14 protein-coding genes are annotated in these 13,485 nt (G+C 69.0%); all 14 read right to left on the bottom strand.

Going from position 1 to position 13,485, the window contains the following annotated elements; all coding sequences use genetic code 11:
* Window positions 1-3 precede the first annotated feature (3 nt).
* Window positions 4-222, bottom strand: coding sequence for a DUF5337 domain-containing protein (locus IQ782_RS00940; RefSeq protein WP_194132736.1), 219 nt, complete (start codon window positions 220-222; stop codon window positions 4-6).
* A 67-nt stretch (window positions 223-289) separates the two neighbouring features.
* On the bottom strand, window positions 290-1,012 hold the full coding sequence (locus IQ782_RS00935; RefSeq protein ID WP_194132735.1) for an endonuclease: 723 nt from the start codon (window positions 1,010-1,012) through the stop codon (window positions 290-292).
* 27 nt (window positions 1,013-1,039) lie between these two features.
* Entirely contained in the window at window positions 1,040-2,188 is a 1,149-nt protein-coding gene (gene nuoE, locus IQ782_RS00930; RefSeq protein ID WP_194132734.1) for an NADH-quinone oxidoreductase subunit NuoE, read from the bottom strand.
* Window positions 2,189-2,281: 93 nt separating this feature from the next.
* Window positions 2,282-2,629 (bottom strand): hypothetical protein, encoded by a 348-nt coding sequence (locus IQ782_RS00925; protein ID WP_240989016.1) that lies wholly within the window; start codon window positions 2,627-2,629, stop codon window positions 2,282-2,284.
* The gene (locus IQ782_RS00920) at window positions 2,626-3,846 is read right to left on the bottom strand and encodes an NADH-quinone oxidoreductase subunit D (protein ID WP_194132733.1); all 1,221 of its coding nucleotides are present in this window, start codon (window positions 3,844-3,846) and stop codon (window positions 2,626-2,628) included. Before IQ782_RS00920 ends, IQ782_RS00925 begins: the two co-directional genes overlap by 4 nt.
* Entirely contained in the window at window positions 3,846-4,457 is a 612-nt protein-coding gene (locus tag IQ782_RS00915) for an NADH-quinone oxidoreductase subunit C (RefSeq protein ID WP_194132732.1), read from the bottom strand. Before IQ782_RS00915 ends, IQ782_RS00920 begins: the two co-directional genes overlap by 1 nt.
* Window positions 4,458-4,474: 17 nt before the next feature.
* On the bottom strand, window positions 4,475-5,008 hold the full coding sequence (locus IQ782_RS00910; protein ID WP_194132731.1) for a NuoB/complex I 20 kDa subunit family protein: 534 nt from the start codon (window positions 5,006-5,008) through the stop codon (window positions 4,475-4,477).
* A complete protein-coding gene (locus IQ782_RS00905; RefSeq protein ID WP_194132730.1) occupies window positions 4,999-5,364 on the bottom strand; it encodes an NADH-quinone oxidoreductase subunit A in 366 nt (121 codons plus the stop codon). The genes IQ782_RS00910 and IQ782_RS00905 overlap by 10 nt, the downstream gene beginning before the upstream one ends.
* A gap of 387 nt (window positions 5,365-5,751) precedes the next feature.
* Complete coding sequence (locus tag IQ782_RS00900) at window positions 5,752-6,543, bottom strand: crotonase/enoyl-CoA hydratase family protein (protein WP_194132729.1); 792 nt, start codon at window positions 6,541-6,543, stop codon at window positions 5,752-5,754.
* A 51-nt stretch (window positions 6,544-6,594) separates the two neighbouring features.
* Complete coding sequence (locus tag IQ782_RS00895; RefSeq protein WP_194132728.1) at window positions 6,595-7,449, bottom strand: hydroxymethylglutaryl-CoA lyase; 855 nt, start codon at window positions 7,447-7,449, stop codon at window positions 6,595-6,597.
* 75 nt (window positions 7,450-7,524) lie between these two features.
* On the bottom strand, window positions 7,525-8,187 hold the full coding sequence (locus IQ782_RS00890) for a glutathione S-transferase family protein (RefSeq protein WP_194132727.1): 663 nt from the start codon (window positions 8,185-8,187) through the stop codon (window positions 7,525-7,527).
* Entirely contained in the window at window positions 8,184-10,124 is a 1,941-nt protein-coding gene (locus IQ782_RS00885) for an acetyl/propionyl/methylcrotonyl-CoA carboxylase subunit alpha (RefSeq protein ID WP_194132726.1), read from the bottom strand. Before IQ782_RS00885 ends, IQ782_RS00890 begins: the two co-directional genes overlap by 4 nt.
* Window positions 10,125-10,280: 156 nt before the next feature.
* Window positions 10,281-11,885 carry a carboxyl transferase domain-containing protein gene (locus IQ782_RS00880; protein ID WP_194132725.1) on the bottom strand — a complete coding sequence of 535 codons (1,605 nt, stop codon included), beginning with the start codon at window positions 11,883-11,885 and terminating at the stop codon, window positions 10,281-10,283.
* Entirely contained in the window at window positions 11,882-13,483 is a 1,602-nt protein-coding gene (locus IQ782_RS00875) for an AMP-binding protein (RefSeq protein WP_194133189.1), read from the bottom strand. Before IQ782_RS00875 ends, IQ782_RS00880 begins: the two co-directional genes overlap by 4 nt.
* Window positions 13,484-13,485: the final 2 nt, after the last annotated feature.

Raw genomic sequence — 13,485 nt, 5'->3', positions numbered from 1 at the left:
CGCTCAGTCCTTGTCTGTCCGGCGTGACCGCCAGAGCCCGTAAATCATCCACATCGCCCATCCGAACCCGGCCAGCGCGGCCAGGTCGAAAAGGGCCCTCGTGCGCTGGGTCCACCCCAGCATCTCGCCCGCGACCGTGACGGCGATCCAGGCCAGCCCGGTTCCGGCGATGACAAGCGCGATGATGCGCCCCTGCCGCCCCTGCTGATCCTGTCCGCTCATCCTCGGTCCGGTCCCTCGTTCGCGCACCGCCGGTCGCAACCGGCGGCGGCATCATTCCCTCGGCGGGTCAGTAGACTTCGCCATCCTCGACGCGCTTGGAGAACTCCGTCTCCCCGCCCGCCGCGAGTATCCTTGCCTGCCCGACCCAGTCGTCGCGCGAGACGCGGCCGCGGAACCCTTTCAGGTTTTCATCCATCCAGCCGACCTCGGCGGCATTCCAGCCCGCGATCTGGTCGAAATGGTAGATGCCCAACTCGTGCAGCAGCTGTTCGAGCTTGGGACCCACGCCCTTGATTTCCTTCAGGTTGTCCGCTGCTCCCGAGCGCGGCTGTGCCAGCGCCACGGGCTGCGAGCCCCCCGTTTCCTCTGCCGCCGCGGGTGCGACGGCCGGTTCCTTGGCCCTTTCCGCGGCCGGTGTCTCGACCTTCGCCGCGACCGGCTCGGGCTTCGGTGCCTCGGAGGCTGCCGGCCTGGCCGCCTCTGACGCAGCCGGGGCTGCCATCAGCGGGGCCGGCGCGGACGGCGCATGCTCCGGAACCGAGGGCACCTCCCCTTCGACCACCGGGGTCAGCCGCGAGGTCGGTGACCGTTCACCGAGCCTGGGGACCGGTGCGCAGGCCATCCAGGTAAAGAGCGCGCCGAGCAATCCGGTTGCAAGCAGACCCAGCAGCAGCGCCGCCACGATCCCCTTGTGCCCACTCAGCGCGAAGAGCGCGACGACGAGGCCGATCAAGGCCGCTGATATCCAGCACTTGCGTGTGCATCCGTCCTGCATCGTCACGTCGGTCATCTCTCACTCCCTGGCTATGTCATTGGATCAGTCGTCGTCGTAAACCTCGCCCTTCTCCACGCGGGCAGAGAATTCCGTTTCGCCACCTTCGGCCAGCGTCCTGGCCTGAGCAACCCATGCGTCACGCGACGCGCGCCCCTTGAACCCTTCGAGGTTGGCATCCACCCAGGCGAGTTCTTCCTCGGTCCAGGAGCCGATCTGCGCGAAGTGGAAGAAACCGAGGCTGTGCAGCAGCGCTTCGAGCTTGGGGCCAACGCCTTTGATCATCTTGAGGTTGTCCGCGCCGCCCTCAAGCGGGGCCGCCAGCGTCTCGGGCTTGCGGCCTTCGGTGGCGGCGGGTTCGGATTTGACCGCGGCGGCCGACTTGACCGGCGCCTCGCGCTTGTCGATGCCAGTCTCGTCGGCGGGCGCGCCCCCGGACAGCTTCGGCGCGTGGGTGTCGGGCGTCGCATCGCCCTTCTCGTCCGAGCGGTCGCGCCAGGGCGCGCGCAGCGGCACCTCGGTTCCGTCAATGCGCTTGATGGTGTCGCCGATCTCGGTCGCCAGCGCGACAGAGGCGTTGAGCCTCTCGCCCTCGCCCGCGCCCTCGGTCAGCACCACCGGACCGCCCAGCGGCTCGGCGCCGAAGCGGCCGTTCTGCGGGCCGGGTGTGGGCACGTTGCCTGCCGCCATGGTGTCGAGGATCTCGGCCAGCTTCTCGCCGGTCAGATCCTCGTAATAGTCCTTGCCGATCTGCGCCATGGGCGCGTTCGAGCAGGCGCCGAGGCACTCGACCTCTTCCCAGGAGAACTTGCCGTCCGCCGAGACCTCATGCGGCTTGGCGGCGATCTTGGCCTTGCAGACCTCCATCAGTTCGCCAGCGCCGCAGATCATGCAGGACGTGGTGCCGCAGATCTGCACGTGGGCCACGGTGCCCACCGGCTGGAGCTGGAACATGAAATAGAAGGTCGCCACCTCGAGCGCCCGGATGTGGGCCATGCCCAGCATGTCGGCGACATGTTCGATGGCCGGCCGGGTCAGCCAGCCCTCCTGCTCCTGCGCGCGCCAGAGAAGCGGAATGATGGCGCTGGCCTGGCGGCCCGCGGGATACTTGCTGATCTGCGCCTCGGCCCACTCCATGTTGGCAGGCGTGAAAGCGAAGCTCTCAGGTTGGTCGTGATGAAGACGGCGCAGCATGGGCAAACGGACCTTCGGTTCATGTCGTTGGCCGGGGGCAGGACGCCGCCGCGGCATTGGGACGGGGCCGGTGCCCCGCCGCTCTCTATCCTGTCAGCCCGCGGCTGTCCCGGCGGCCTCGGCGTCAGCCATCGGCTCTGCCGTCATGTCCGTGGCGGGCGCGCAGCTGCCGGTGACCAGGCGCACACCGCCGGTGTCGGTGGGCACGGCCTCTTCGGTCTTGACCTTGTACGAGGCAATCTCCTGCACCTGCGCGCGGTTCAGCCCGCTCTGCAGTTCGACGGGCTGGTAATCGCTCTCGGACACCAGCTCGCAGCCGATCGAGGCGACGGCGCTGTCCCAGGCCATCAGGTCCTGCTCGTCGGTGCCCTTCGGCGGCATGGCGCAGGCGGACAGAAGTCCAAGCGCGGAAAGCGCGGCGGAAATACGGATCATCATCATCGGTCAACCTCCCCGAACACGATATCGAGCGATCCGAGGATCGCCGCGACGTCGGCCAGCTGGTGGCCCTTGCAAAGATAGTCCATCGCCTGAAGGTGCAGGAAGCCCGGCGCGCGCAGCTTGGCGCGATAGGGCTTGTTGCTGCCGTCGGCGACGAGATAGACGCCGAACTCGCCCTTGGGCGCCTCGACGGACACGTAGACCTCGCCCGCGGGGACGTGGAAGCCCTCGGTGTAGAGCTTGAAGTGGTGGATGAGCGCCTCCATCGAGGTCTTCATCTCGGAGCGCTTCGGCGGCGCGATCTTGCCGCGCGACAGCACTTCACCCTGGTTCTCGGGCAGCTTCAGCTTCTCGCAGGCCTGAACCATGATCTTCACGCTCTCGCGCATCTCGGCCATGCGGACGAGGTAGCGGTCGTAGCAGTCGCCGTTCTTGCCGACGGGAATCTTGAAGTCGAACTCGTCGTAGCACTCGTAGGGCTGCGCGCGGCGCAGGTCCCAGGCAAGGCCGGAGCCGCGCACCATGACGCCAGAGAAGCCGTGCTCCTGGATGTCCTGCTCGGTCACCACGCCGATGTCGGCGTTGCGCTGCTTGAAGATGCGGTTCTCGGTCAGCAGGTCGTCGATGTCCTGCAGGCGGGCCGGGAACTGCGCGCACCATTCGATGATGTCGTCGATCAACTCGGGCGGCAGATCCTGGTGGACGCCGCCGGGCCGGAAGTAGGCCGCGTGCAGGCGCGCGCCGCAGGCCCGCTCGTAGAAGACCATCAGCTTCTCGCGTTCCTCGAAGCCCCAGAGCGGCGGCGTCAGCGCGCCCACGTCCATGGCCTGCGTGGTCACGTTCAGCAGGTGGTTCAGGATGCGCCCGATCTCGCAGTAGAGCACGCGGATCAGCTGGGCCCGGCGCGGCACTTCGACCTTGCAGAGCTTCTCGATCGCCAGCACCCAGGCGTGTTCCTGGTTCATCGTGCCGACGTAGTCGAGCCGGTCGAAATACGGCAGGTTCTGCAGATAGGTACGGCTTTCCATCAGCTTCTCGGTGCCGCGGTGCAGCAGGCCGATGTGCGGATCGCAGCGCTCGACGATCTCGCCGTCAAGCTCGAGCACGAGGCGCAGCACGCCGTGGGCCGCCGGGTGCTGCGGGCCGAAGTTGATGTTGAAGTTGCGGATCTTCTGCTCGCCCGACAGGGCGTCTTCGAAACCTTTGGAGCCGTCCATCACTTCGTCCCCTCCTCGGCCTTTTCATCGCCGGGCAGCACGTATTGCGCACCCTCCCAGGGCGACATGAAATCGAACTGGCGGTATTCCTGCACCAGCTTCACCGGCTCGTAGACGACGCGCTTCAGCTCTTCGTCGTAGCGCACCTCGACATAGCCCGTGGTCGGGAAGTCCTTGCGCAGGGGGTGGCCGCGGAAGCCGTAGTCGGTGAGGATGCGGCGCAGGTCCGGGTGGCCCGAGAACAGGATGCCGAACATGTCGAAGACCTCGCGCTCGAGCCAGTTGGCCGAGGGGTGCAGCGCGGTGATCGAGGGCACGATCTCGTCCTCGCGCACCGAGACGCGCAGCCGGATGCGGTGGTTCTGGTACATCGACAGGAAGTGGTAGACCACGTCGAAGCGCTTGGGGCGGTTCGGGTAGTCGACCGCGGTGATATCCACCAGCGTCGAGAAGCGGCAGGTCGGGTCGGCGCGGAGGAACTCCACCATCCCGGCGATGTTCGACGGGGCCACGTCCACGTTCAGCTCGCCATGGGTGACGTCCCAGGCGATCACGCAATCGGGGCGCTTGACCTCGATGTGTCCGCCCAGCTCGTTCAGTGCTTGCGTCATTGCTCCTCCTCCCGCGCTCAGCGCACGATCGTGCCGGTGCGGCGGATTTTCTTCTGCAGGGCCATCAGCCCGTAGAGCAGCGCCTCGGCGGTCGGCGGGCAGCCCGGGACGTAGACGTCCACCGGCACCACGCGGTCGCAGCCGCGCACCACGGAATAGCTGTAGTGATAGTAGCCGCCGCCGTTGGCGCAGGATCCCATCGAGATCACGTAGCGCGGCTCGGGCATCTGGTCGTAGACCTTGCGCAGCGCCGGGGCCATCTTGTTGGTCAGCGTGCCGGCGACGATCATCAGGTCCGACTGGCGCGGCGAGGCGCGCGGCGCGGTGCCGAAGCGCTCGAGGTCGTAGCGCGGCATCGAGGTCTGCATCATCTCGACGGCGCAGCAGGCAAGACCGAAGGTCATCCAGTGCAAGCTGCCGGTGCGCGCCCAGTTGATCACGTCATCGACGGTGGTCAGCAGGAAGCCCTTGTCCTGCAGCTCGCGATTCAGCGCCTGTGTCGCGACCTCGCGGTCGCCACCGGCGGTGTTGAGCCCGGTCATCACTCCCATTCGAGCGCCCCTTTCTTCCATTCGTAGGCAAAGCCCGCGGTCAGCACCGCGAGGAAGGCCATCATCGACCAGAAGCCGACCATGCTCACATCCTTGAACGCGGTGGCCCAGGGGAAGAGGAAGGCGATCTCGAGGTCGAAGATGATGAAGAGGATCGAGACCAGGTAGAACCGGACGTCGAACTTCATCCGCGCGTCGTCGAAGGCGTTGAACCCGCACTCATAGGCGGAGACCTTCTCGGGGTCGGGGCTGCGCACCGCCAGCACGATGGCTGCCAGGATGAGCACGAGACCGAGGCCGACGGCGACGGCGAGAAATACGAGGATGGGAAGATATTCCCGCAGCATCTCGTCCACGATGTGGCTCCTTTGCGAGGCGCACCGCTCAGCGGTGCGGAGACCATGGCTTTGTTGCCTTGCTGTGAGTGACTTATCGCCGAGTGCGAGCCGGGTCAACAACCGCCCAAGATATTCACGAATGATGAAAATACCTTCACATCAATGAGATAAACCAGCTTCCGTCGGGTAATCCCTGATGTTTCGACATTTTTTCCGTGGACCGTTGCATACATTCCGCGCACCGCCGCAGACTCACCCGCGCCGCGCTGCCGAAGAAAGCACCATCTTCACAGCTCCGAGAGCCGCTTAGCGGTGTCGCGGCCCCTGCCGTGGCGGCAGGAGCCGGGCGCCGCGGCCAGCGCAGCGGCATGTGGGGGCCAGGCCGCGCACCGCGGCCCGACCGGCTCACTCCGCCCGCGGCAATGCCCAGGGTGCCGGGCGCTTGTCGAAGAAGGCGGCAATGCCCGCCTGCGCCTCGGCGGTGTCCCAGCGCGCCGCCAGCGCGTCGATCGCCATGTCGACCTGCGCCGCCGTCACCCGCCCTGCCAGCGCCGCCAGCAGGGCCTTGCTCTCGCGCACCGCGCCGGGCGCGCAGGCGAGGTAGGGCGCGATCTCGGCCTCCACCGCCGCGTCGAGCGCCTCGGGCGCAACCACCCGGTTCAGCAAGTCGAGCGTCCGCGCCTCCTCCGCGTCGAAGAGGCGCGCACTCATGAAGACCGCGCGCGCCTTGGTGCCGCCCATGCGGGCGATCACGTAGGGGCCGATATTGGCGGGGAGCAGGCCGAGCCGGGTCTCGGTGAAGCCGAAGGTCGCGCCCTCGACCCCGACCACCACGTCGCACACCGAGATCAGCCCCATGCCGCCGCCGAAGGCGTTGCCCTGCACCCGGCCGATCAGCGGCTGCGGCAGTGCCGCCAACGCCCCGAGCGCCTCGGCGATGCGCCGGGACTCGCGGCGTCGCGTCTCGCTGTCCATCTCGAACTGCGCGCGCATCCACGCCAGGTCGCCCCCGGCGCAGAAGCTCGCCCCCTCCGCCGCCAGCACCACCACGCGCACGCTCTCCTCCGCCGCGAGCGCCCCGGCCGCGGCCACCAACTCGGTCATCATCTCCGCCGAGAGCGCGTTGTGCTTTTCGGGCCGGTTCAGCACCAGCTCCGCCACGCCGCGCGCGTCGACGCGTGTCTCGATCAATGCCATGTGATCTCTCCCTCTGCCGCCCCGCGGCTCATCCCTCTGCCGCCCCGCGGCTCATCCGTTGCGCATCTTGCGGGCCATCGCGGCCGCCTCGTCCAGCACCGTCCGGTCGAGCCCGGTCTCATATCCCAGCGCCGCCAGCCGCGCTGCCACCGCCTCGGTCGCGACATTGCCCGCCGCGCCGGGGGCATAGGGGCAGCCGCCGAGCCCGCCGACCGCCGCATCGAAGACCCGCAGCCCCATGGCCAGCGCCGCCGCGACATTGTCGAGCGCGCGCCCGCCGGTGTCGTGGAAATGCCCGGCAAGCTGCGCCGCGGGCACCACCCCTGTCACCGCCTCCAGCATCGCCGTCACCGCCTCGGGGGTCGCCCGGCCGATCGTGTCGCCCAGCGAGATCTCGTAGCAGCCCATCGCGTGCAGCGCCCGCGCCACCCGCGCCACCTGCGCCGGTGCCACCGCCCCGTCATAGGGGCAGTCCACCACGCAGGAAACATAGCCACGCACCGGCAGCCCCGCGGCAAGCGCCGCCTCGGCCACCGGGGCAAAGCGCTCGAGGCTCTCGGCAATCGAGGCGTTGATATTGGCGCGGCTGAAGCCCTCCGAGGCCGAGCCGAAGATCGCAACCTCGTCCGCCCCCGCCGCAAGCGCCGCCTCGAACCCCTTCATGTTGGGCGTCAGCGCCGCGTAGCGCACCCCCGGCACGCGGCGGATCCCGGCCATGACCTCGGCGGAGGTCGCCATCTGCGGCACCCATTTGGGACTGACGAAACTGGCGCATTCGATGCGCCGGAACCCCGCCCGGCTGAGACAATCGACCAGCGCGATCTTCTCCGCCGCCGGGATCAGCCGCGCCTCGTTCTGCAGACCGTCGCGCGGCCCCACCTCGAAGATCTCGACATATTCACCCATCGTCCCGCCTCTCCCCGACCCTTCTTCTCTTTTCAAATACGCACATCCCGGCCCCTGCCAGGGACGCGCCGCCGCTCAGGCGCCCGGAAGATCCCAGGCCGGGTAGAAATCCCGCGCGTAGATCCGCCGGTCCTCCTCCGGCAGCGCCCGCCGAAAGCCATCGCGTGCGGTGATCCGACCGTACCACTCCCCGAGCCGCACCAGCCCCTCGGTGCTGCGGAAATGCCGTCCGATGTAGACGGCCTGCCCCACGGCGACGTCCGCCGCGGAGAAGCCGCGCAACAGGTGATCCCCGCTCTGCGCCAGCCGCGCCTCGATCGCCGCGTAGCACTTGCCGAGCCGCGCGGCCTCGAGCTGCATGATCACCGGCGAGCGCATATGGTCCTCGCGCAGCATCAGGTGCTGCTGGGTGAGCGCGGCGCAGTGGTGGCTCATGGTCTCGGCGAAATGCAGCCACACGAGATAGTCGCGCCGCTCCGCCTCGCCGCGCATCCGGCCAAGCCCCTTCTCCGGGTATAGCTCGCAGAGGTATTCGAGGATCGCGCCGGACTCGAACATGGTCTCGCCGCCGATCTCGAGCGCGGGCACCCGCCCCGCGGGCGAGCGGGCAAGATAGTCCTCGCGCCGCAGCGACTTGCCAAAGCGTTCGGTGACCAGCTCATAGGGCAGCCCGAGCTCCTCCAGCAGCCACAGCACCCGCATCGACCGCGACTGTGGCACGTGGTGAAGGCGGATCATGCCTCCTCCTCCTCCAGCCGGATCAGCGCCGCCCCGGCCTCGACCTGCGCCCCCGCCTCGACCAGCACCTCGGCGACGATGCCGTCGCGCGCGGCGCGCAGCGTGTGCTCCATCTTCATCGCCTCGAGCAGCGCCAGCCGGTCGCCGGCGGCGACCTGCGCCCCGGCCTCGGCAAAGACCGCGACCACCTTGCCGGGCATCGGTGCCTCGACAAGGTTGCCGCCCGCCCCCGCTTCCGCCGCCCGGTCCAGCGGCTCGACGAGGTCGAAGCGCACGCCGTAATGGGCAAAGACCGTCACGTGGCCATCTTCGCGGAAATGCCCGGCGGCGGGCCGGTCATCGAAGCTCCAGCGTCCTTGCGAGCGCGCGGCCAGCACCGTCGCGCCGGGCACGTCGATCTCGACCAGATCCGCGCCGCGCACCCGCAGCACGCAGGGCAGCTCCTCCTCGCCCCGGCGCAGCAGCACCGAGCGCGCTAGCGGTGCCCAGAGGGTGAAGCCGGTCTGCCATCCCGCGGCCCCGTCGAGGCCGGCGAGCACCAGCGCCGCTTCGGCCACCACCTGCGGCGTCACCTGGGGAACCGCCACCAGTGCCGCGAGGTCGCGGCCGATCAGCCCGGTGTCGACCTCGCCCGCGGCAAATCCGGCGTGCTCCGCCAGCGCCCCGAGGAAGGCGAGGTTAGTCACCGTCCCCGCCACCCGCGTGTGCCGCAGCCCCTGCGCCAGCCGGCGCAGGGCCACCGCGCGAGTCGGCCCGTGCACGATCAGCTTGGCGATCATCGGATCGTAATGCGGCGAGATCGCATCGCCCGAGCGCACGCCGCTGTCGGCGCGCACATCCTGGGGAAAATCGAGATGCGCCAGCCGCCCCGTCGCGGGCAGGAACCCCGCCGGCACGTCCTCGGCGTAGAGCCGCGCCTCGAAGGCATGGCCGTTTATGGAAAGCTCCTCCTGCGCCAGCGGCAGCGGCTCGCCCCCCGCCACGCGCAGCTGCCATTCCACCAGATCGACGCCGGTGATCGCTTCGGTCACCGGGTGCTCGACCTGCAGCCGGGTGTTCATTTCCATGAACCAGAAGCCGTCGGGACGCAGCCCCCGAGAGCCGTCGACGATGAACTCCACCGTGCCCGCGCCCTTGTAGCCGATCGCCTCGGCGGCGCGCACGGCGGCGGCCCCCATGGCGGCGCGCATCTCCTCGCCCATGCCCGGCGCGGGCGCCTCCTCGATCACCTTCTGGTGGCGCCGCTGCAGCGAGCAGTCGCGCTCGAAGAGATGCACGGCCTTCTCGCCGTCGCCGAAGACCTGGACCTCGATGTGTCGCGGCGCGGTGATGTACTTCTCGATCAGCACCGCCTCGTTGCCGAAGGCACCGCGCGCCTCGGCCTTGGCGCCTTCAAGCGCCGCGGCGAAATCTCCCGCCGCCTCGACCAGCCGCATGCCCTTGCCGCCGCCGCCCGCCACGGCCTTGATCAGCACCGGGTAGCCGATCGCCTCGGCCTCGCGCGCCAGCCGCGCCGGGTCCTGGTCCTCGCCAAGATAGCCCGGCACCACCGGAACCCCGGCCGCATCCATCAACCGCTTGGCCGCGTCCTTGAGGCCCATGGCCCGGATCGCCGGGGCCGAGGGGCCGACGAAGATCAGCCCCGCCGCCTCGACCGCCTCGACGAACTCCGGGTTCTCCGACAGGAAGCCGTAGCCGGGATGGATCGCCCCCGCCCCGGTCGCCAGGGCCGCCTCGATGATGCGCGCGCCCCTCAGGTAGCTCTCCGACGGCGCCGCCCCGCCGATGCAGACGGCAAGGTCGGCCTCGGCCACGTGGCGCGCGCCGGCGTCGGCGTCGGAATAGACCGCCACCGTCCGCAGCCCCAGCGCCCTTGCGCTGCGCATCACCCGGCAGGCGATTTCGCCCCGGTTGGCAATCAGCAGGGTGTCAAACATCGCCGCCTCCGTCTCCGCGTCCCATCATCGTCATTCTTCTAGGTCCAAATATCCCGGGGGAATCGCCGCAGGCGATGGGGGCAGAGCCCCCGTTCTCCCCGAGTGCGGGCCCGTCGCCTGCAGGGGCGGACGCCCCTCTCTTCCAACGGACACCCATCACATGCGGAACACGCCGAAGCGCGTCTCCTCGATCGGCGCGTTCAGCGCCGCGCGCAGCGACAGCGCCAGCACGGCGCGCGACTTGCGCGGATCGACACAGCCGTCGTCCCAGAGCCGGGCCGAGGCGTAGAGCGGGTGCGACTGCTGCTCGAACATGTCGATGGTGGGCTGCTTGAAGGCCGCTTCCTCCTCCTCCGACCAGCTGCCGCCCGACCGCTCGATGGCGTCGCGCTTCACGGTCGCCAGCACCCCCGCCGCCTGCGCCCCGCCCATCACCGAGATACGGCTGTTCGGCCAGCTCCAGAGGAAGCGCGGCTGGTAGGCGCGGCCCGCCATCCCGTAGTTGCCCGCCCCGAAGGAGCCGCCGACCAGCATTGTGATCTTCGGCACGTTGGTGGTCGCCACGGCGGTGACCATCTTGGCGCCGTGGCGGGCGATGCCCTCGTTCTCGTATTTCCGGCCGACCATGAAGCCGGTGATGTTCTGCAGGAAAACCAGCGGGATGCCGCGCTGCGAGCAGAGCTCGACGAAATGCGCGCCCTTCTGCGCGGCCTCGGAGAAGAGCACGCCGTTGTTGGCGATGATCCCCACCGGGCAGCCCTCGACATGCGCAAAGCCGGTGACCAGCGTCTCGCCATAGCGCGGCTTGAACTCGTCGAAGCGCGAGCCGTCGACCAGCCGGGCGATGACCTCGCGGATGTCATAGGGGGTGCGCAGGTCGGCGGGCACCACGCCGAGAATCTCCTCGGGGTCGTAGGCAGGCGCTTCGGGCGATTGCCATTCCACCCCCGCCGGTTTCACCCGGTTGAGCCCACCGACCGCGCGGCGGGCGAGCGCCAGCGCGTGGGCGTCATCCTCCGCCAGATAGTCCGCCACGCCGGAGAGCCGCGTGTGCACGTCGCCGCCACCGAGATCCTCGGCGCTGACCACCTCGCCCGTCGCCGCCTTGACCAGAGGCGGGCCGGCAAGGAAGATCGTGCCCTGCTCCTTCACGATGATCGTCACGTCCGACATGGCGGGCACATAGGCGCCGCCCGCGGTGCACGAGCCCATCACCACGGCGATCTGCGGGATGTTCTTGGCGCTCATCCGCGCCTGGTTGTAGAAGATGCGACCGAAGTGGTCGCGGTCGGGGAAGACCTCGTCCTGGTTCGGCAGGTTCGCGCCTCCGCTGTCGACGAGGTAGACGCAGGGCAGATGGTTCTCCTCGGCGATCTCCTGCGCGCGCAGGTGCTTCTTGACGGTCAGCGGGTAGTAGGTGCCGCCCTTCACCGTGGCGTCGTTGCAGACCACCATGACCTCGCGCCCCATGACCCGGCCGATGCCGGCGATCACCCCGGCGCAGGGCGCGTCGCCGCCGTACATGCCATGCGCCGCCGTGGCGCCGATCTCGAGGAAGGGCGTGCCCGGATCCAGCAGGTTGGCGACACGCTCGCGAGGCAGCATCTTGCCGCGCGAGACATGTCGCTCGCGGGCCCTGTCGCCGCCGCCGGCGGCGGCCTGCGCGGCGGCCTCTTCGATGACCCGCAGCGCCTCGAGATGGCCCGCGCGGTTGGCGCGGAACGTCTCGGAGGACGGGATGGCCTGTGACTTCAGTTTCATGTGTCCTCCTGAACCTTTGAGTGCAGTGCCTGACCGTTGGCCTGACCTTGGGCCTCACCTTGCGCCTCATGCTCGGCCTCGGCCGTGGCACGGGCTTTCAGCTCCTTGCGGATCACCTTGCCGGTAACCGTCATGGGCAGCGCCTCAAGAAATGATATTTCCCTTGGGCAGGAGTAGGTTGCGAGACGCTCCTTCACCCATGACTTCAATGTCTCCGCGTCTGCCTCGACGCCGTCCTTCAACACCACGTAGGCCTTCACGATCTCGGTGCGGAGCGGGTCGGGCTTGCCGACCACGCCGACCGTCAGCACCGCCGGGTGGGTGATCAGGCAATCCTCGATCTCGGCCGGGCCGATGCGGTAGCCGGCCGAGGAGATCACGTCATCCTCGCGCCCGAGGAAGCGCAGGTAGTCGCCTTCCCAGATGCCGCGATCGCCGGTGAGCAGCCAGTCGCCGCGGAACTTCTCGGCCGTGGCCTGCGGGTTTCGCCAGTACTCCAGCATCATCGATCCCGAGCCGCGCCGGATCGCCACGTCGCCTTCGGTCTCCGTCGGCGTGCCCGCATCATCGATTACCGCGATCTCGTGGCCGGGCACAGGCTTGCCGATGCAGCCCGGATGCGGCTCGAAGAGCCTACCCGCGGAACTGGCAACCATGTTGCATTCGGTCTGGCCGTAGAACTCGTTGATCGTGAGCTCGAAGGCGTCGCGGCCCCAGGCGAGCATCTCGGCTCCGAGCGGCTCGCCGCCGCTGGCGACCGATCGCAGGTTCGGGATACGGGCATCCGCCGCCTTCAGCATGCGCAGCGCGGTGGGCGGGAAAAACACATTACGGACAGAGTGTTCCGCGCAGATACTCACGCATTGCGAAACCTCGAACTTGGCCATCCGCGCGGCCACCACGGGCACGCCGAGTGCAAGAGCGGGCATGGCTACGTCGAAGAGCCCACCGATCCACGCCCAGTCCGCCGGGGTCCAGAGCACGTCTCCGGGCTGGCCGAGCCGGTCATGGCTCATCTCGACGCCCGGCAGGTGGCCCATCAGGACCCGGTGTCCATGCAGCGCGCCCTTGGGCTTTCCGGTGGTGCCGCTGGTGTAGATGAGGATGGCCGGATCCTCGGGGCCGGTGTCGGCCACGGGGCTATCGGAAGGCGCCGAAGGCAGGTCGGTGATGACCTGCAGATCGAAGGGCGCCAGCATCGCCGCCCCCTCCTCGTCGGTCACCACAACCCGCGCCCCGCTGTCACCGAGCCGCGAGCGCAGCGCGTCCTCGCGGAAGAGCTTGAACAGCGGCACCGAGATCGCGCCCATGCGCCAGGCGGCGATATGAGCCGCGGCGCAGAGCGGCGATTGCGAGAGCAGCACGCCCACCCGGTCGCCGCGCGTCACGCCGCGCGCCTCGAGCGCCGCCTGCACACGGCGCGACAGCAGCGCGAGCGCGCCGTAGCTCACCGGCCCCCGGCCATGCTCGAGGATGGCCACCCGCTCGGGCTCCAGCCCTGCCCAATCGTCACAGACCTGCGCGGCCATGTTCAGCCGCGCCGGGATACGCCAGTCGAAGCGCGCCCGCATCTCGTCGTAGGTGCCCTCGGGCAACATCG

It is taken from the genome of Salipiger mangrovisoli, assembly GCF_015223355.1.
GTDB lineage: Bacteria > Pseudomonadota > Alphaproteobacteria > Rhodobacterales > Rhodobacteraceae > Salipiger > Salipiger mangrovisoli.
Note: the sequence above shows the minus strand (reverse complement) of the source record. Positions and strands in the feature narration are given on the sequence as shown.

Excerpts from the sequence above, each read along its gene's own strand:
- IQ782_RS00915 (WP_194132732.1), bottom strand. The coding sequence starts at position 4,457 with ATGACGCAAGCACTGAACGAGCTGGGCGGACACATCGAGGTCAAGCGC.
- IQ782_RS00935 (WP_194132735.1), bottom strand. The coding sequence starts at position 1,012 with ATGACCGACGTGACGATGCAGGACGGATGCACACGCAAGTGCTGGATA.
- IQ782_RS00925 (WP_240989016.1), bottom strand. The coding sequence starts at position 2,629 with ATGATGATGATCCGTATTTCCGCCGCGCTTTCCGCGCTTGGACTTCTG.
- IQ782_RS00940 (WP_194132736.1), bottom strand. The coding sequence starts at position 222 with ATGAGCGGACAGGATCAGCAGGGGCGGCAGGGGCGCATCATCGCGCTT.
- IQ782_RS00885 (WP_194132726.1), bottom strand. The coding sequence starts at position 10,124 with ATGTTTGACACCCTGCTGATTGCCAACCGGGGCGAAATCGCCTGCCGG.
- IQ782_RS00895 (WP_194132728.1), bottom strand. The coding sequence starts at position 7,449 with ATGGGTGAATATGTCGAGATCTTCGAGGTGGGGCCGCGCGACGGTCTG.
- IQ782_RS00900 (WP_194132729.1), bottom strand. The coding sequence starts at position 6,543 with ATGGCATTGATCGAGACACGCGTCGACGCGCGCGGCGTGGCGGAGCTG.
- IQ782_RS00875 (WP_194133189.1), bottom strand. The coding sequence starts at position 13,483 with ATGTTGCCCGAGGGCACCTACGACGAGATGCGGGCGCGCTTCGACTGG.
- IQ782_RS00920 (WP_194132733.1), bottom strand. The coding sequence starts at position 3,846 with ATGGACGGCTCCAAAGGTTTCGAAGACGCCCTGTCGGGCGAGCAGAAG.
- IQ782_RS00890 (WP_194132727.1), bottom strand. The coding sequence starts at position 8,187 with ATGATCCGCCTTCACCACGTGCCACAGTCGCGGTCGATGCGGGTGCTG.
- nuoE (WP_194132734.1), bottom strand. The coding sequence starts at position 2,188 with ATGCTGCGCCGTCTTCATCACGACCAACCTGAGAGCTTCGCTTTCACG.
- IQ782_RS00910 (WP_194132731.1), bottom strand. The coding sequence starts at position 5,008 with ATGGGAGTGATGACCGGGCTCAACACCGCCGGTGGCGACCGCGAGGTC.
- IQ782_RS00880 (WP_194132725.1), bottom strand. The coding sequence starts at position 11,885 with ATGAAACTGAAGTCACAGGCCATCCCGTCCTCCGAGACGTTCCGCGCC.